General features: G+C 72.5%; 13 protein-coding genes. 4 read left to right on the top strand and 9 right to left on the bottom strand.

Features of this window, described 5'->3' with window-relative positions:
• Positions 1-27 precede the first annotated feature (27 nt).
• Complete coding sequence (locus ACFZAM_RS15645; RefSeq protein ID WP_355332893.1) at positions 28-966, top strand: 5'-3' exonuclease; 939 nt, start codon at positions 28-30, stop codon at positions 964-966.
• A 75-nt stretch (positions 967-1,041) separates the two neighbouring features.
• Here ACFZAM_RS15645 and ACFZAM_RS15640 read toward each other — a convergent pair whose 3' ends face one another.
• Genes ACFZAM_RS15640 through ACFZAM_RS15615 form a run of 6 tightly spaced genes read right to left on the bottom strand, consistent with a single transcriptional unit; the run spans position 1,042 to position 6,417 of the window.
• Entirely contained in the window at positions 1,042-2,277 is a 1,236-nt protein-coding gene (locus ACFZAM_RS15640) for a cytochrome P450 (protein ID WP_391046314.1), read from the bottom strand.
• Positions 2,274-3,575, bottom strand: a complete 1,302-nt coding sequence (locus ACFZAM_RS15635) for a cytochrome P450 (protein ID WP_391046311.1) — start codon at positions 3,573-3,575, stop codon at positions 2,274-2,276. Before ACFZAM_RS15635 ends, ACFZAM_RS15640 begins: the two co-directional genes overlap by 4 nt.
• On the bottom strand, positions 3,575-4,201 hold the full coding sequence (locus ACFZAM_RS15630) for an ATP/GTP-binding protein (protein ID WP_355332899.1): 627 nt from the start codon (positions 4,199-4,201) through the stop codon (positions 3,575-3,577). Before ACFZAM_RS15630 ends, ACFZAM_RS15635 begins: the two co-directional genes overlap by 1 nt.
• Positions 4,176-4,541, bottom strand: coding sequence for a DUF742 domain-containing protein (locus ACFZAM_RS15625; protein WP_355332902.1), 366 nt, complete (start codon positions 4,539-4,541; stop codon positions 4,176-4,178). The genes ACFZAM_RS15630 and ACFZAM_RS15625 overlap by 26 nt, the downstream gene beginning before the upstream one ends.
• Positions 4,538-4,960, bottom strand: a complete 423-nt coding sequence (locus ACFZAM_RS15620; protein ID WP_355332904.1) for a roadblock/LC7 domain-containing protein — start codon at positions 4,958-4,960, stop codon at positions 4,538-4,540. The genes ACFZAM_RS15625 and ACFZAM_RS15620 overlap by 4 nt, the downstream gene beginning before the upstream one ends.
• On the bottom strand, positions 4,957-6,417 hold the full coding sequence (locus ACFZAM_RS15615; protein ID WP_391046307.1) for an ATP-binding protein: 1,461 nt from the start codon (positions 6,415-6,417) through the stop codon (positions 4,957-4,959). The genes ACFZAM_RS15620 and ACFZAM_RS15615 overlap by 4 nt, the downstream gene beginning before the upstream one ends.
• 429 nt (positions 6,418-6,846) lie before the next feature.
• On the opposite strand from ACFZAM_RS15615, the gene ACFZAM_RS15610 reads away from it, so the two are divergent.
• The 3 genes from ACFZAM_RS15610 to ACFZAM_RS15600 all read left to right on the top strand — a co-directional run bounded on the left by ACFZAM_RS15610 (position 6,847) and on the right by ACFZAM_RS15600 (position 9,157).
• Positions 6,847-7,632 (top strand): polysaccharide deacetylase family protein, encoded by a 786-nt coding sequence (locus ACFZAM_RS15610; protein ID WP_355332910.1) that lies wholly within the window; start codon positions 6,847-6,849, stop codon positions 7,630-7,632.
• Between the two features lie 167 nt (positions 7,633-7,799).
• Positions 7,800-8,501, top strand: coding sequence for a GntR family transcriptional regulator (locus ACFZAM_RS15605; protein WP_391046304.1), 702 nt, complete (start codon positions 7,800-7,802; stop codon positions 8,499-8,501).
• Positions 8,498-9,157: an alpha-ketoglutarate-dependent dioxygenase AlkB gene (locus ACFZAM_RS15600; protein WP_391046302.1), complete on the top strand. Its 660-nt coding sequence runs from the start codon at positions 8,498-8,500 to the stop codon at positions 9,155-9,157. Before ACFZAM_RS15605 ends, ACFZAM_RS15600 begins: the two co-directional genes overlap by 4 nt.
• Before the next feature lie 75 nt (positions 9,158-9,232).
• Here ACFZAM_RS15600 and ACFZAM_RS15595 read toward each other — a convergent pair whose 3' ends face one another.
• The 3 genes from ACFZAM_RS15595 to ACFZAM_RS15585 all read right to left on the bottom strand — a co-directional run bounded on the left by ACFZAM_RS15595 (position 9,233) and on the right by ACFZAM_RS15585 (position 16,531).
• On the bottom strand, positions 9,233-13,414 hold the full coding sequence (locus ACFZAM_RS15595) for a carboxypeptidase regulatory-like domain-containing protein (RefSeq protein WP_391046300.1): 4,182 nt from the start codon (positions 13,412-13,414) through the stop codon (positions 9,233-9,235).
• A 168-nt stretch (positions 13,415-13,582) separates the two neighbouring features.
• Positions 13,583-14,629, bottom strand: coding sequence for a LuxR C-terminal-related transcriptional regulator (locus ACFZAM_RS15590; RefSeq protein ID WP_391046297.1), 1,047 nt, complete (start codon positions 14,627-14,629; stop codon positions 13,583-13,585).
• A 195-nt stretch (positions 14,630-14,824) separates the two neighbouring features.
• A complete protein-coding gene (locus ACFZAM_RS15585) occupies positions 14,825-16,531 on the bottom strand; it encodes an MFS transporter (protein WP_391046294.1) in 1,707 nt (568 codons plus the stop codon).
• Between the last annotated feature and the right edge of the window lie 102 nt (positions 16,532-16,633).

The following is a 16,633-nucleotide window of genomic DNA, read 5'->3' as shown; positions in this document are numbered from 1 at the left end:
GTCCGACCCCCGTGCGATGCTGGCGCCGTGACTGACGACACGCCCGGCGGCAAACTGCTCCTGCTCGACACCGCGAGCCTGTACTTCCGCGCCTACTTCGGGGTGCCCGAATCGGTGAAGGCACCGGACGGCACACCGGTGAACGCGGTGCGCGGGCTGCTGGACTTCATCGCCAGGCTGGTCGCCGACCACTCCCCCACCGCGCTGGTCGCCTGCATGGACGCGGACTGGCGCCCGCAGTGGCGGGTGGACCTGATCCCGTCGTACAAAGCGCACCGCGTGGTCGAGGACACCGAGGGCGTCGAGGAGGTGCCCGACACGCTGTCCCCGCAGGTGCCGGTGATCGAGGCGGTGCTCGACGCGATCGGCGTCACCCGGGTGGGCGTCGCCGGTTACGAGGCGGACGACGTCATCGGCACCCTCGCCACCGCCTCCCGCACGCCGGTCGCGATCGTCACCGGGGACCGCGACCTGTTCCAGCTCGTGGACGACGCGCGGGGCGTGCGCGTGCTCTACCCCCGCAAGGGCGTCGGCGACTGCGACGTCATCGACGAGGCGGCCATCCAGGACCGGTACGGGGTGCGGGCCGGGCAGTACGCGGACTTCGCGGCGCTGCGCGGCGACCCGAGCGACGGGCTGCCCGGCGTGAAGGGCATCGGCGAGAAGACGGCGGCCCAACTCGTCACCGAGTACGGGGACCTGGCCGGTGTGCGGGCCGCCGCGACCGACCCGATGTCCAAGCTGACCCCGGCCAGGCGGCGCAACATCGTGGAGGCCGCCGCCTATCTCGACGTGGCGCCCAAGGTCGTGGCCGTCGCCGCCGACGTACCGCTGCCGGACTTCGATCCGACGCTGCCGGGCGAGGCCGCCGACCCCGAGGTGCTGGAGTCGCTCGCGGAGCGCTGGGGGCTCGGCGGCTCGCTGACCCGGCTGCTGGACACGCTCGCCGCCAAGGGCGCGCGCTGATCCTCTTCACGTGCGGCCTTGACGTGCTGCCCTTACGTGCTGGGGGCCTTCGCGCGCGGCCGTGCGGCAGCGGCGTCAGCCGTGCAGATGGACCGGGATTCGCTGCCAGCCGTAGGCGATGAAGGACGGCACCTGCTGCAACTCGTCCTGCGGGACGGCGAGTCGGAGGTCGGGGAAGCGCTCGAAGAGGGCCGGGAGCGCGGTGCGCGCCTCCATCCGGGCCAGCGGTGCGCCGATGCAGCGGTGCACACCGATGCCGAAGGCGAGATGGTCGTCGGCGGCCCGCGTCGCGTCGAACTCGGCGGCCGTGGGCCCGTAGTGCGCCGGGTCGTGGCCGGCGGCGGCGTACGTGGTGACGATGGCGTCGCCCGCCGGGATGGTGACCCCGTCCACCGTGATGTCGCTGACCGCGAAGCGCAGCGGCAGCGCCGCGATCGAGGGGTGGACGCGCAGCACCTCGTCGATGACCGCGTCCCAGCCGATCTCCCCCGCCCGTACGGCGGCGAGTTGGCCGGGGTGTGTGAGCAGCGCGACCACCGCGTTGCCGATGAGGTTGACCGTGGTCTCGAACCCGGCGCCGATCACCAGCAGCAGGGTGTAGAGCAACTCCTCGTCGCTGAGCCGGTCGCCGTCCTCGGCGCGCATCCGGATCAGCTCGGTGGTCATGTCGTCGCCGGGGTGCTCGGTCCTGTGGCCGATCAGCGCGGGCAGCACGACACCGATCTGCTCCTGAACGAACCGTCCGTGCTCCGGGGTCGGGTCGGAGGTGTCCATGATGGCGGCGATCAGCGTGCCCGTCGCCTCCGTCAAGTGGTCGGGGACGCCGAAGAGTTCGCAGATCATCCGCATCGGCAGCGGGTGCGCGTACGCGGCGCGCAGGTCGACCGACCGGCCGTCGGCCGCCGCCAACTCCGGTGCGCTCAGCAGCTCCTGAGTGATCGTCTCGACGCGGACCCGCATCGCCTCGGTGCGCCGGGCGGTGAAGCTGGGCGCGACGAGCTTGCGCAGCCGGGCGTGGTCGGAGCCGTACGTGGAGAGCATGTTGACCACGCCGACCCAGCCGAGGACCCAGCCCCAGGCGGGGTGGTCGCCGACCTCGGACCACAGCGCCCAGTGCTGCCGCGGGTCGCGGCTGACCCGCGGGTCGAGGATCAGCGACTTGAGCGTGTCGTAGCCGGTGGGCGCCCAGGCCGGGATGCCGCCCGGCAACTCGACCGGCACCACCGGGCCCAGCGCCCGTAACTCGGCGCTCTCCAGGGGGATGTCGGTGCCGAACGGGTCGATGGCCACACGGGCGGCGTGCGCGGTCATGCGCGGTCTCCGGTCTGGTCGGGGGTGCGCGGGGTGAAGCGGACGGGCAGCGCCGTCAGCGAGCGGTGGAATGGGCCCGGCCGCCAGGTGAGGCGGTCGCGGTCGGTGGTCGGTTCCAGGTCGGGCAGCCACTGGGTGAGGCGTTCGATGGCCTCGGTGGCGATGAGCAGGGTGTGCTGCTTGACCGGGCAGGAGTGCTCGCCCGCCGACCAGGACAGGTGGGAGGCGTCGCCCGGGTGGTGGGCGCCGCCCGACTCCTGCTCGGCGAAGTGGCCCAGCGCGCCGTAGGAGATGACGACGGGCACGGCCGCCCGCACCCACACGCCGTGGAAGCTCAGCGGCTCGCGCGCGAAGTGGATGCCGTAGTTGGACAGCGGCGTCTCGTACCGCAGGACCTCGACGACGGCGTCCATGACCGGGCGGGAGCCGCTGGTCAGCGTGGTGTAGAAGTCGGGGTTGCCGAGGATGCGCGACAGCGCGTTGGAGACCAGATTCGCGGTCGGCTCGTGGCCCGCGCCGAGGGTGAGGAAGACCTGCCAGGTCACCTCTTCGGCCGTCAGGTCCTCCGGGTGGTCCAGCAGCCAGCTCGTCAGGTCGGGGCCGCGGGTCTCGCTCTTGGCGGCGATCAGTCCGAGCACGTACGCCCCGAACTCGGCCTCGCCCTCGGCCGCTTGGACGCCGCCCTCCATCATCTTGCCGAGCGCGACCTCCAGTCGGCCGCTCTCGCTGTCCGGCAGCCCGAAGAGGTTGTTGAAGATCAGCGACATCAGCGGGCGGGCGAAGTCGGCGACGAGGTCGGCGTGGCCGACGGGTCCGAAGCGGCCGATCAGGATGTCCACCGCGCGGTGCACCCGCTCGCGCAGATCGGCGGGTTCCACCAGGTCGACCGCGTCGGCGAAGGCGCGGCGGTAGCGGACGTGCGCGTCGCCGTCGGAGAACAGGGTGTTGGGCCGCCAGCGCATCATGCCGAGAATCGGCGCGTCCTCGGCGACCGTGGACTCCCACGGGCGCGGGTCGTGCGACCAGGTCTCCGCGTCACGCAGCAGGTCGAGCGCGGCGCGCCGGTCGGTGACGACGTACGCCGGTACGCCCGGCGCGAGTTCGGCCCAGCCGAGCGGACCCTGCGCCTTGAGCGCCGCGTAGTAGCGGTGCGGGTCGGCGGCGAAGCCGTCCTCCCAGAGCCGGACCGGCGCCGACCGGGCGAAGGTGTCGGCGGGAGTGGCGGGCGCGGAGGAGGACGATGGGGAGGAAGACGGCGCGGCGGGCGCGGGAGAGGGCGCTGCGGGAGGGTGATTCATCAGAGGGCTCCGGGCGTTGGGTCGGCGTCCTTGCGGTCGATCAGGTGCTGCACCAGCGCGAGCAGCGCGTCGACGGAGGAGTTGGTGTCGCGCGCGTCGCACGCCACCATCGGCGTGCCGGGCTCCAGGTCGAGCGCCTGCCGCAACTGGGCCTCGGTGTACGTCCGCGCGTCGGGGAAGGTGTTGAGCGCGACGGCGTACGGCAGGCCGGTCTCCTCCACCAGGCCGAGGACGTCGAAGGAGTCGTTGATCCTGCGGGTGTCGACCAGCACCAGCGCGCCCAGCGCCCCGTACGCGATGTCGGCCCACAGCGAGCGGAACCGTTCCTGCCCCGGGGTGCCGAACAGGTACAGGACGACGCCGCCCGCCATGCTGATCCGGCCGAAGTCGATGGCGACGGTGGTGGTGGTCTTGTCACGGACGCCGTCGAGGTCGTCGACGGCGGCGGACGCCTCGCTGAGGTGTTCCTCGGTGTGCAGCGGGCGGATCTCGGAGACCGAGTCGATCAGCGTGGTCTTGCCCACCCCGAACGGACCCGCCACCAGGATCTTCACCAACTCGCGGGCGCTGTCCGGCAGATGTACGTCGCCTCGGTGGGGGTCAGTGCTTGAGGGCGCGGAGGCCATCGGCCACTCTCTTCAGCAGGTCGGGTTCCGGTAGGTCGGCTACGGGTACGGGCGGACGGACGCTGACCAGCCCCCGGTCGGTCAGCTCCGCGGCGAGTACCCGGACGGCGGAGACGGGCAGCCCCAGCAGGGCCGCCGTCTCCACCACGGTGAGGGATCCGCCGTCCAGCAGTTCCAGCAACGCGTGCTGGGCGGCGGGGAGTTCGGCGGGAATCGCGCCGTCGGCGTCGGTGCTGGTCAGCACCGACAGCCGCTCCAGGCTGTCCCGGCTCGGCCGCGCCACCCCGCCGGTGGACAGATAGGCGGGGACCAGCGGGCGGCCGGTCCGGCGGCCGGTCATTCCGCGGTGCCGCCATCGCCCGCGCGGGGCGCGGCGGTCATGGCCTTCTCGCCGAGCCTGGCCACCTGCGAGTGGACCCGGTGGGCGAGCAGGTCGAGACGGACCTCGGGGCCGCCGAACGCGGCCACGCACGTGCCGTGTTCGGTGGGCGCGACCAGGATGTAGCCGTGGTCGGACTCGATCACCACCTGCCGGATTCGCGCGTCGGTCCGGTCCGCGAAGGCGGCGGCGGCCGTACGGCAGGCGCCCTGGACGGTGCTGGTGATCGCTGCGGTGCGCTCGGCGGTGGCCTGGGACAGCGCCTCCGAGTACCCGGAGACGAGACCGTCCCTGGTGAGCAGGACGGCTGCGGTGACATGCGGGATCTCCAGGATCGGATCCAGCACCCACGCGGTGTCGCCGGTGTCGCGGCTGGTCATCGCGGGTCGTTCCCTTCGGTGTCGACGGCGTTTCTGGCCGCGGCGGTTCCGGCCTGGAGGGCGCCGAGGGCCGCGGCGGCCTCCTCCGGTGTGCGGGCGGGTGCCGCGGGCGCGGCGGCGGTCCCGTTCGCCGCCGCCCTCCCGTGGGCGGCGCGGGCCTTGCGTCGCCGTTGCGGCAGCACCTCCGCGGCGGTGTCCGCCGGGGACCCGGCGCGGGCGTGGGCCGGGTCGGGCGCGCCGTCGTCCGCGACGGCCGGGCGGGTGGAGCGCGGCGTGCTGGCGGCGGGCGGCTGCTCGACCGGGTCGATATGGCTGAGCAGGTGCTTCCTGACCAGCAGGACGGCCCGGACGCCGCCGTAGGGCGACGGCGAGGAGAGGTCGACGGACAGGTCGAAGCGCCGGGTGAGCTGGCCGATCGCGGCCAGGCCCATGCGCGGCGGGTCGCCGAGGTCGGAGAGCAGGATCGGGTCGGTGCCCGCGACCATCTTCTGCGCGTACGCCCGCTCGTCGGCGGCCATGCCGACGCCGGAGTCGTCCACGGTGACGGAGACACCGTGGTGGACGGCTTCGAGGTTGACCACCACGGCGGTGTCGGGCGCGGAGTGCCGCAGCGCGTTGTCCAAGAGCTCGGCCACGATGATGGCGACGGGCTCGACCGCGTGCGAGACCAGCGCCGTACCGGGTTCGAGGTGGTTGTTGACCCGGACGCGGTGGTAGCCGACGAGCCGGGACTGGCCGCCGGTCACCGCCTCGACCAGGTGCGACTCCTCACGGGCCAGGCCGACCCAGGCCCCGCACACCACGGCCGTCACCTGGGCGCGGCGCAGCGACTGCTCGTTCTCGTGGTCGAGGGCGAACAGCGTCTGGGCCAACTCGGGCTCGTCGTAACGCTGTTGGAGTCCGCGCAGGACGTCCTGGAGGCGGTAGAGCCCGGCCTGGATGTCGCGGGTGGCGCCGCGCATGCCCGCGCGGGCGGCTGCGTCGACCCGCTTGCGCTCCCGGGCGGTCGCGGCGAGGACGGCGGTGAGGACGTCCCCCAGGGCGGCTTCGATGTCGGCGGGCGGGGGTCCGGGGGCCGGGCGTTCAGCGTCCGGGGGTCCGGGGTGCGGGGGGTCGGGGTGCGGCGGTCGGCCGTCCGGGGATTCGGCGTCCGCCGTGGCCCGGCCGCCGAGGGTTCCGGGGTGCAGCGGTCCCGGCACCCGGACGTGCGGGTGGGCGGCGCGGGTGGCCTCGGCGGGGATGCGCGCGGCGGCCAGGTGGGCGATCTCGGCGGCGACGGCCGTGGTGACCCGTTCGGTCTCCTGCCGCGCCTCGTCGAGCCGGGACCGCAGCCCGGCGATCTCCGCGCGCTGCCGGGTCCTGTGCCGTAAGGAGCGCAGCAGGCCGCCGCCGAGCACTAAGGCGGACACGGTCCCGGCGGCCAGGCCGGCGACGGCCAGGTCCGGTATCTCGATCATCGAATCGGCCTCGGAGGATCAGGGAACGGCGGGACGGCGGGCCGCCCGGGGGCGGGCCGTGCCCAGTACACACTGGAACCGATCGGTCGCGCGCTGTTTTGCGCGAAGATCCTTTTCGATATGGCCCGAGGGCGACCGGTTCTGCCCGAAGTGTCGACACAACGGACATTCATGCACCGGGGCACCCCTGTCCCACCTGCGGCGTGGCCGAAACACCCCGCTATACATGCCGTACATAGCGGGTGTGTAGGGTGAGTCTCCGTCCGCTCAGCAGACACAGAGCGGACATACAGACTTCGCACGGATGTCGCCCGGCGAGCCCGCGCGGCGGGCCGGGCGGAGCCCCGTGCCGAGCAGCCGTACGCAGCCGCGCGGTGCCGTTCCGAGCCACCGCGCGGCGCGCCCACGCACAGACCCGGAGGACCCGCCATGCCAGGAACGCCCTCAGCCATACGACGCCGGTGCGCCGGAGCCGCGGTGGCGGCGGTGGCGCTGGCGACGGCGCTGAGCGGGTGCACCACCTATGACACGCAGTCCCCGCGCAGCGCGCGGAACGCGGCGGCGAAGAAGGCCGGGGCCGACGCGGCGCTGCCCGCCGGGGCCGTCGACTGCCGCAAGGCCAAGTGCATCGCGCTGACCTTCGACGCGGGTCCCAGTGAGCACACCCCCGCGCTGCTGAAGGTCCTCGACGAAAAGAAGGTGCGGGTCACCTTCTTCCTGCTGGGCCACAACCACGTGGACAAGTACCCGGACCTGGTCGCGCAGATGGGGCGGAACGGGAATGTGCTGGGCAACCACACCTGGACCCACCGCAGGCTGACCGACCTCAAACCGGCCGAGATCCGCACCGAGTTGGACCGGCTCAACACGGCGGTCGAGAAGCTGACCGGCAAGCGGCCGACGCTGATGCGCCCGCCGCAGGGCCGTACCAACAAGGAAGTCGCCAAGATCTCCAAGGAGTTGGGCCTGTCGCTGGTGCTGTGGAACGACACGGCGAGCGACTACGCGACCACCGACTCCGCGCTGATCCACAAGCGCATCCTCAAGGACGCGCACCGGGACGGGATCATCCTGCTGCACGACCTCTACAAGGGAACGGTGCCCGCGGTGCCGGGGATCATCGACTCGCTGCGCGCCGAGGGCTACACCTTGGTGACCGTGCCGGAGCTGATGGCCCCCGCGAAGCCGGAGCCGGGGAAGATCTACAAGCCTTGAGGCCCCTCCCGCGCACCGGGCCCGTGCGCCCCTCCCGCGCATCGAGCCCGCGCGTCGAGCCCCGCTTTCGGCCGCCGTCCCGCTCGGGTCGCCGTCCCGGTGGCCCCGAGTAAACTGATCTTGGGACGACTCCTCAGAGAACCTGAGATCTGCGAGGTGAGACGCCGATGACCGTCGGATCACTGCGCCCCAGTCCGCTCGTCGAGCAGGCCGCGCAGCGCCTGCGGGAGCAGATCGCCGAGGGACGCTGGCCGGTGGGCGCCAGGCTGCCGGGCGAGACGGCGCTCGCCGCGTCGCTCGGTGTCGGCCGGTCCACGGTCCGCGAGGCGGTACGCGCCCTGGCCGGTGCCGGGCAGCTGCGGACCCGGCAGGGCGCCGGGGTGTTCGTCATCGCCACCGAACCGGTCGAGGAGTGGTCGGCCAAGCTCGGCAGGGCGGCGGCGACGGACGTCCACGAGGTGCGCGCGCTGCTGGAGACGCGGGCCGTACGGCTGGCGGCGCGGCGCCGTACCGACGAGGACGCGGCGGCGCTCGACGCAGCGCTGGCCTCGGCGCTCACGGCCACCGCACGCGCCGCCCGGCCGGAGGCCGCCGCCGATCCGGCGGCCCGCGTGGACGCCGACCTCGCGCTGCACGCGGCGCTGGTGGCCGCGGCCGGCAATCCCGTACTCACCGATCTGTTCGCCGAGTTCGCACCCGCGCTGCGCGAGGCCCTGTTGGCCCTGGGGACCGCGGGTCCTGGCGGTCACGAGGCGCTGGTCGCGGCGGTGCTCGACGGCGACGCGGACGCGGCCGAGCGCCTGGTCGCGGCCGAACTCGACGTCATCGCCCGCCTGTTGCGCGAGGCGCGGGCCAGGAGCGCGGCGTGAACGCGCTCATCCCCCGGCCGCGCTCGCGGCCCGCGCCCGGCGCCGTCCACGTGCCCGGCTGGCTCTCCCCCGAGGAACAGGCCGAGTTGGTGGCGGCGTGCCGCGCGTGGGCGCGCGGCCCGGTGCCGATGCGGCGCACCCGGCTGCCGCGCGGCGGCGTCATGTCGGTGCACACGATGTGTCTGGGCTGGCACTGGAGCCCGTACGCGTACTCGCGGATCGCGCACGACGTGAACGGCGCCCGCGTCGCCGCGTTCCCCGAGCGCCTGGGCGAGTTGGGCCGCCGCGCGGTGGCGGACGCGTACGAGGACGGGGCCGCGGGGGCGGCGTACGCGCCGGACACGGCGCTGGTGAACTTCTACGGCGAGGGCGCCACGATGGGCATGCATCAGGACAAGGACGAGAAGTCCGGTGCACCGGTGGTGTCGTTGAGCATCGGCGACACCTGCGTCTTCCGCTTCGGCAACACCGAGACGCGCGGAAAGCCGTACACCGACGTGGAGTTGGCCTCCGGTGACCTCTTCGTCTTCGGCGGGCCGTCCCGCTACGCCTTCCACGGGGTGCCCAAAGTCCTTCCGCACACCGGCGATCCGGCCGTCGGGCTGAGCGGCGGACGCCTCAATCTGACGCTGCGCGTCACCGGCCTCACCGACTGACGCCCCTCGCACGGCGGCGCCCCCGCCGCCGGTGGGAACCGGCGACGGGGGCGCGCTGCTGCGAAGGAGTCCCGATCAGTCCTTCAGCAAGGTGAAGTTGCTGGTGACGGTCGCTCCCTTCGTGATCTTCACGGTGGCCACGGTCGGCTGCCAGCCGTCCTTGGCCACGATGAGCTGGAGCGGGTTGTTGCGGACGTCCAGCCACAGGGCGTACGTGCCGTCGGGGGCGGTCTTCAGCGTGTAGTGCGTCGCCCAGGTGTTGATCTGGACGGTGGCCCCGGCCAGCGGCGATCCGCCGCCGCTGACGGTGCCGGTGATCTTGCCCCAGGTGGCGGGCGGCTTGACGGTCAGCGACACGGGGATCGGGGCGATGCTGTACGGCGTGTCACTGGCCAGGCCGATCGAGGCCGAGTACGTCCCCGGCTGGGTGATCTCGGGGACGGACGCGTCCAGGGTGACGGTCAGCGTGGTGCTGGCGCCGGGTGCGACGGTGACGGACGTGGCGCTCTCCGACAGCCAGGTGACGTCGGTGACGTCGGGCTGGTCGTAGCCGGGGAGCACTTCCGCGTTCTTGGCCGGGGTCTGGCCCGCCAGGCCGCCGACCGAGTAGAAGCCGGCGCCGCCGCTGCCGCGGTAGAGCGAGGCGTTGGCGTTGGGCAGCGCCGTCCAGGTGTTGTCGGTGGGCTGGTAGGCCCACGTCTGGTTGGTCAGCGCGGCGCCCGCGTTGATGGCACCGCCCTTGACCAGCAGCACGCCGTTGGCCGAGGTGTACGTGGCGCCCCACGCGTCGGTCGGCTGGTCCGCGATCGGCGACCAGGAGTCGGCGGCGGGGTCGTAGACGTACGCGTGAGTGGTGCTGCCCGCGTCCGTGGTGCCACCGGAGCAGTAGAGCTTGCCGGTGACCGCGCCGCAGGACTCCCAGGCGATGGGCTCCGGGTAGGCGGCGGCGCTGGCCCACGTGTTGGTCGCCGGGTCGTAGGAGGTGACGTCGGCGGTGCCGCACGCGGTGGCGGTGCAGCCGCCGACCGAGTACAGCTTGCCGTTGAGCACCGCGCTGCCCGCGCCCGCGTACGGCTTGGGCGAATTGGCTCCGGTGCTCCAGGTGTTGGAGGCGATGTCGTAGATTTCCAGCTTGGCGTCCGGGTTGCCGCTGGCGCCCCAGCCGCCGGCCGCGTAGAACTTGTCGCCGATCACGCCGTGGACCGGGGCCTCACGGGTGTCGGCGGCGGAGGCGAGCTTGGTCCAGGCGCCGCTGTCCGCGCTGTACGCGTACAGGTCGCTGGTGTCGGCCACGCCGGTGAAGCCGAACGCCGAGTAGACGGTCCCGTTGTGCACGGCCACCGCGTTGTCACCGGTGGGTACGGGCAGGTCGGGGATGGTCTGCCAGGCGTCGCCCGCCGCGCCCTGCGCGTTGGCGGCGGCGTCGGTGGTGGCCTTGCCGCCGGGCGACAGCGCGCCCTTCTTGGCGCTCGCGCCGTGCGTGGTGAGCGACAGCGGCGAGTAGTGGCCCTTGACGAGGTTGAGCGGGGCGCCGCCGGCCTTCTGGAGGACGACTCCGCCCGGCGTCTCGCCGAGGGTGACGGTGGCCGGGGCGTTACCGGTGTTCTTCACCGTCACGACCTGGCTCGCGCTCTTGCCCCAGGCGACGGTCTTGCTGATGCTCGCCGGGGTGACCTTGATCTGGCCCGCCTTGAGGGCGAGGTTGTGCGAACCGACGCCGTCCCTGGGGACGTTCACGGTCGCGGTCGCCGAGGTGTACTTCGACGCGGTGGCCGTGATCGGGTGCTTGCCGGTGAGGTGCGAGAACATCCAGAAGAAGCCGTCGCCCAGGTTCGGGTCGTCGGGCGTGGCGTTGGTGGTGGTGTGGTCGTCGGGCGCGTCGGTGCTGGTGACGGTGGCGCCGTTGACGCCCGCCTTGGTGTTGCTGTCGGTCACGTTGCCGACGATCAGGCCGCCGCTGACCGGGTCGTAGGTGCGCTTGCCGACGAAAACGTTGTCGAGCTGCCACCAGTAGGCCCAGTTGCCCTTGTAGTGGAAGCGCAGCCGTACGTCGCTCTTGCCCGCGTAGTCGGCCAGCGGGAGTTCGACGTGCGTGGGACCGGCCACCGAGGTGGTCGTCTTGTGCCAGACGGTGGTCCAGGTGGCGCCGGCGTCGGTCGAGACGTCCACGTCGGCGGTGGAGTTGCTGAACGCCTTGTAGTCGGTGTCGAAGCCGAGCACCGGGGCGGCGACGTCGGTGAGGTCGTAGGACGGGGACAGCAGCGAGCTGTCCTGGCTGAGGCCCTGGCCGATGTTGTCGCTGTCGATGTTGGCGAAACCGCCGCTGCCGCCGGTCCTGTTGCCGCGGGCGCCCGGGTCGTTGAAGACCCAACCGCCGTTGGTGCTGTCCGCGTTGGTCACCGACCAGCCCGCCGGGGGTCCGGTGGTGGAGGTGAACGCCTCGCTGCTGCCGGTCAGGTGCACCGCGTAGCCGGGCGCCTGGTCGGACGACGGGTCGACGGGCACGGGGACGTTGAGCGTCTGGTCGGCGGTGCCGATCTGGAGGCTCTTGTCGACCGTCTTGTAGCCGGGGTAGTTGGCGCTGACGTGCAGGGTGTACGCGCTGCCCTGAGGGAGCGTCAGCGAGTAGTCACCGGTGACGGGGTCGGTGTAGACCGGCGCGCCGGGGACACCGTCGACGGTGATCTTCGCGTACAGCGGCCAGCCGTGGCCCGAGCCGTCGGTGACCTTGCCCGCGACGGTCTGCTTGGCCACCGCGTCCAGGGCGAAGGAGGTGGTGACGGTGGCGCCGTCGGCCAGTTCGACGGCGGACGCGGTCTTGCTCGCGTAGCCGTAGGCGGCGGCGGTCAGGTCGTAACTGCCCGGCGGGACGTCCAGCTTGTAGCCGCCGGTCGCGTCGGAGGTGGCGCTGTAGTCGCCCGCGGTCACCTTGGCGCCCGCGATGGCCGCCCCGGTGGCGTGGTCGGTGACCTTGCCGGTGAGCACGCCGTGCGGGCCGCTGCGGAAGGCCGCCAGGCCGTTCGGGGTGCCGAGGCCGGTCGGGCCGTCGTAGCCGGGGCCCGCGGTGCACTGCTGGGTGGGCGAGCAGGTGCCGTTGTTGCCCGCGGTGACGTCGTTGAGGGCGCCGGCCTGCGCGTACGGGTAGGAGTTCGGGTACGTGCCCGCGGCCGGGGTGCCGGCCGACGCGTACACGCCCGCGATCAGCGGGGAGGAGGCGCTGGTGCCGCCGTAGACCGCCCACCCGTTGCCGCCGTAGCCCTGGTAGACGGAGACGCCGGTGACCGGGTCGGCGACCGCGGAGACGTCGGCGACGGACCGCTTGTCACAGAAGCCGTTGGTCTGGAAGGCCGGCTTGGGCTCGTAGAGCGAGCATCCTGAACCGGGGCCGCCGTAGGTGTTGTTCCACACGGACTCGGTCCAACCGCGGCTGGTGCCGGTGTCCTTGGCGAGCGCGGTGCCGCCGACGGAGGTCACGTATTGCGAGGCCGCCGGGTAGCTGACGCCGAAGCCGTCGTCGCCGGAGGAGGCGACCACCGCGACACCCGGGTGGTTGTAGTACGGGTCCATGTCCGTGGTCTCGGACGGGTCCTCGCCGCTGCCGGGCGTGCTGCTGTAGCCGGTCCCGTAGGAGTTGGAGACGTACTTCGCGCCGAGCGCGACCGCCTCGTCCACCGCGGCGCCCAGGTCCGCGAAGTTCGCCGAGTCGGCCTCGACGAGCAGGATGTGGGCGTTGGGGGCGGCTGCCGAGACCATGTCGACGTCGAGCGAGATCTCGCCCGCCCAGTCGGGGTCGGGTGACGGGTAGTCGGTGCCGCCGCGCTGGCTGACCTTCTTGAAGCAGCCGTTGGCGGTGGTGCACTCGGGCAGGCCGTACTGCGCCCGGTAGATCGCCAGGTCCGCCTCGGCGGTGGGGTCGTCGTAGGCGTCGACGATGGCGATGGTCTGGCCCGCGCCGCCGTCGGCGGGCAGGTTGTACGCGTCCTGGAGGTCAGTGGCACCGAAGCCGGCCGGGGTGGCGGCGAGCGGCTGGATGCCCTTGTGCGCGGCCACGTCGGTGCGGCGCAGCGCGAAGCAGCGGAATTGACCCGGCTGGGCGTCGCCGCACTGCCGTACGACGTCGGGCCGGGAGGAGGGTGCGGCGGACGCCGTTGCCGCGGCGGGCAGTTGAAGGCCGAGCAGGGCGATGGTGGCCGACGCGAGGGCGGCTACCGCGGTAGCGGCGCGCCGACCTCCGCTCCGTCTGGGAAATATGCGCAAGGCGGGACTCCGTGATGCCGGAGGGGACCGTGCCATGACGAGGTCGTGGCCGGTTGCGGTCCGATCGAACCGCTGGCGTATACCTGTGCCTCACACGCACCACTGGAACCCGAAGTGATTGTCGGATACCTGACATCACCCACACCGGAACTGCACGTCGCGTTCACGTCAACCAGACGGCACAACCTCACCGCGTCCGTATCCGTCGTCCAGCCAGCCGTGCCGGGCCGCGTGCCAGACCAGCCGTATACGGTTGTCGACTCCGGCGTCCCGCTGCATCGCCGCGATGTGCCGCTGCACGGTCCGCACCGCGACACCCAGGGCGCGGGCCATCGCCGCGTCCGTGCTGCCGCTCACCAGCATGGCCAGGATGCGCAGTTGGACGGCGCTGCGGGCCGGTCCCGCGTCGGCGCGGGCCGGCGAGGGTCCGGCGTCGGGGCGGCCGAGCGGCACGGCGTCCGCCCACACCGACTCGAAGAGCGTGACCAGCGCGTCGAGCAGTCCGCTCGGCCGGATCACCAGCATCACCGGGTCCGGTGGCCGCGCGTCGGCGGGCAGCGGCAGCAGCGCCAGCGAGTGGTCGGCGACGCACAGCCGCACCGGCAGCCGGTCGGTGACCCGGACGAACGCCTGCTGCCGGGTGCCCGGCGGGTCGAGCGCGGCCAGCGGGTCCAGGCCCATCGACTCCAGGCCCGCCCGCTCGAAGACCACCCGGCGGCGTATCCCCGGCACGGCGGCCGAGCCGCAGGCCAGCGGGTCGGGGACGGCGTCGTCCGCCGTGTCCTTGTCGGTACGGACGAAGGCCATCAACTCCGAGACGGCCGAGGCGTGGAGCTGTTCCGCCCAGCGGCCGATGGCGGCCTGGCCCTCGACCACCCGGACGATCTCCTCCGCCCGGTGGCCCTCGTGCACCCGCTGGTACTCCACTCCCAGCCGGTCGAGCAGTTCCCGGCCGCGCCGCAACTGCTCCTGGGCGCGGGACACCAGCGGCAGCAGCGTGCTCTGCGGCGGCACCGGATACCAGCGCCCGTCGCGCCCGAGCTTCGCCAGGCCGCGCCCGGCCAACTCCCCGCAGGCTTCCTCCGCCCGCGCCCTCGACACCCCCATCTGCCGAGCCAGTTCCGCATCGGCCACTCCCCGCGTGGCCACCAGCAACGGGTAGGCCCGGTCCGCGTCGGCACTCAACCCCAGAGCCTCAAACGGACGTTCGCTCATGATCGGGACTGTAGCCCTCACGGGCCGCCGTGACCGGCGATTCACACAGGCGCGCCATGGCCGTCGCACATCATTCATGGGCCCGCCGGGCGCCGAGGCACCTGACGGGCCCATGACCGGGCCATTACCCCCGCATGACTGACGCTGTGTCATTTCTTGAGCACGGCGGGCGATTTCGCGGGTGTGCCGTGTGCCTCAGGCGGGTTCCGCCGCGAGCGCCGCCATTTCGCGGTCCACCGCCGCCTGGTGCTCATCGGCGTCCTGCTTGGCCCGCTTGGGACTCCAGCGACCGGCCATCACGAACACGAACGGCAGGAAGAGGACCTGGCCGCCGACACAGATCCACCACCAGGTACGCCACTGGCCGGGGCCGTCGTGCGCGGCCTTCTGCACCTTGGCGCCGTACGTGGTGAGCACCGCCAACTGCGGCTGCGCCTTCTGGACCACGGCGAGGTCGGCGGGGCCGACCTCCTGGACCGCCTGCTGGGTGAGGGCCGCGGGCGCCTTGCCCGGCGGGTACTTGCCCAGTTCCGCGAAGAGTTGGGGATGGGCGTTGACGACGGCGAGCGCGGGCGCCGCCTGCCGCTGCGCGACGGTGACCTCGGTGCCGTGGTCGACCAGCGGGGTGACGGAGGTGACCAGCACCGGGATGAAGGCGGCCGAGACCGCGACCACGATCCTGATCGTCCAGCCCCACACCGCCAGGCCCGTCGCGGTGGCCGCCGGATTGTGCTTCTCGACGGTCTCGGTGAAGCTCGCCATCCACGGCCCGTAGGCGATGCCGCTGAAGACGCCGATCCCGATGAACAGCCACGCGAAGGTGTAGTAGCCGGTGGTGGGGTGGGTGGCGCGGGAGGCGAAGATCGCGGTCACCACGATGGAACCGACCGCGCCCACGATCATGAACGGCTTGCGCACCTTGAGCCGGTCGGAGATCACGCCGATCACCACCAGGGCGATGGCGTTCGCCGCCCAGTACCAGTTCGCGACCGCGTTGGCCCGCTGCTCGGTGTAGCCGTAGGTGGTCGCGAAGTAGACGACGAAGTTGCCGACGGCCGCGAAGTACAGCAGCAGGAAGAGCGAGATCGCCAGCGCGGAGCCCGCCACGTCGAGCCGGAGCATCTGCCGCCACTCACCGCGCCTCGCGGCCTGCGGGTCGATGCCCTTGGCGCGCGCCTCGACCAGCGCCCGGTCCCGCAGCGTCACCATGATCTGGTCGCGCAGTCCGGGGGACAGCTCGCGCAGCGCGAAGATCGCGATCACGAAGACCACCAGACCGGAGACGCCGGAGTAGCGCAGCTCGTCCTGCCAGCTCGACGTGTCCAGGGTGTTGCTGGTGACGGTGGTGACGACGAGGCTGCCGATCACCGGCCCCATCGTCCAGGCGCCCATCGCGGTGGCCCGCCCGACCTGCGGCGAGAAGTCGCGGATCAGCGCGGGCGTGGCCACGAGCACGATGCCCTCGATAAAGCTGACCAGCGCGAACAGCACCAGATACATGGTCTTGCCGCCCGCGTTCGGCAGTCCGAGGAAGACCAGCAGCGACGCGACGAGCAGCCCGTAGACCACCAGATTCGCCCGCCCCCAGCGGTCGGCGAGCCCGGCCACCAGCGAGGCGAAGGCGCCCACCGCGTTGCCGATCACCGAGACCCACACGAAGTAGCGGTAGGTCATGTCGAAGTGCGTGATGATCGACGTGGCGACCGCGTACTGGATGTAGAGCATGTAGTACAGCACGACCGTCGTGATCACCACGATCGCCAGATACGCCATACGACGCCCGGTGGCCGGATATTCGGCCAGGTCACGGCGGTAGAGCCGACTGAGCGCGGTACGGGCGCCTGCGGACCGGGCGTCGGGCCCGGGTCTGTCGGCGTCGAGCGGCGTCGGGGTGGCGGACATACGGCTCCTCCTGGAGATGCTTGGAGACCGGGTGGAGTGGCACGGGGACGGCACTGCTGCGGCCCCTCGGGGGTGCGGTGCGGCCGGCCCCGAAGGTGTGGC

Source organism: Streptomyces sp. NPDC008079, from assembly GCF_042957385.1.
In the GTDB taxonomy this organism is placed as follows: domain Bacteria; phylum Actinomycetota; class Actinomycetes; order Streptomycetales; family Streptomycetaceae; genus Actinacidiphila.
This window is presented reverse-complemented; position numbering and strand designations above follow the sequence as displayed.

What these genes read in the sequence shown, in the direction of transcription:
- ACFZAM_RS15585 (WP_391046294.1), bottom strand. Translation starts at nt 16,531, where the DNA reads ATGTCCGCCACCCCGACGCCGCTCGACGCCGACAGACCCGGGCCCGAC.
- ACFZAM_RS15635 (WP_391046311.1), bottom strand. Translation starts at nt 3,575, where the DNA reads ATGAATCACCCTCCCGCAGCGCCCTCTCCCGCGCCCGCCGCGCCGTCT.
- ACFZAM_RS15615 (WP_391046307.1), bottom strand. Translation starts at nt 6,417, where the DNA reads ATGATCGAGATACCGGACCTGGCCGTCGCCGGCCTGGCCGCCGGGACC.
- ACFZAM_RS15620 (WP_355332904.1), bottom strand. Translation starts at nt 4,960, where the DNA reads ATGACCAGCCGCGACACCGGCGACACCGCGTGGGTGCTGGATCCGATC.
- ACFZAM_RS15630 (WP_355332899.1), bottom strand. Translation starts at nt 4,201, where the DNA reads ATGGCCTCCGCGCCCTCAAGCACTGACCCCCACCGAGGCGACGTACAT.
- ACFZAM_RS15590 (WP_391046297.1), bottom strand. Translation starts at nt 14,629, where the DNA reads ATGAGCGAACGTCCGTTTGAGGCTCTGGGGTTGAGTGCCGACGCGGAC.
- ACFZAM_RS15610 (WP_355332910.1), top strand. Translation starts at nt 6,847, where the DNA reads ATGCCAGGAACGCCCTCAGCCATACGACGCCGGTGCGCCGGAGCCGCG.
- ACFZAM_RS15605 (WP_391046304.1), top strand. Translation starts at nt 7,800, where the DNA reads ATGACCGTCGGATCACTGCGCCCCAGTCCGCTCGTCGAGCAGGCCGCG.
- ACFZAM_RS15625 (WP_355332902.1), bottom strand. Translation starts at nt 4,541, where the DNA reads ATGACCGGCCGCCGGACCGGCCGCCCGCTGGTCCCCGCCTATCTGTCC.
- ACFZAM_RS15640 (WP_391046314.1), bottom strand. Translation starts at nt 2,277, where the DNA reads ATGACCGCGCACGCCGCCCGTGTGGCCATCGACCCGTTCGGCACCGAC.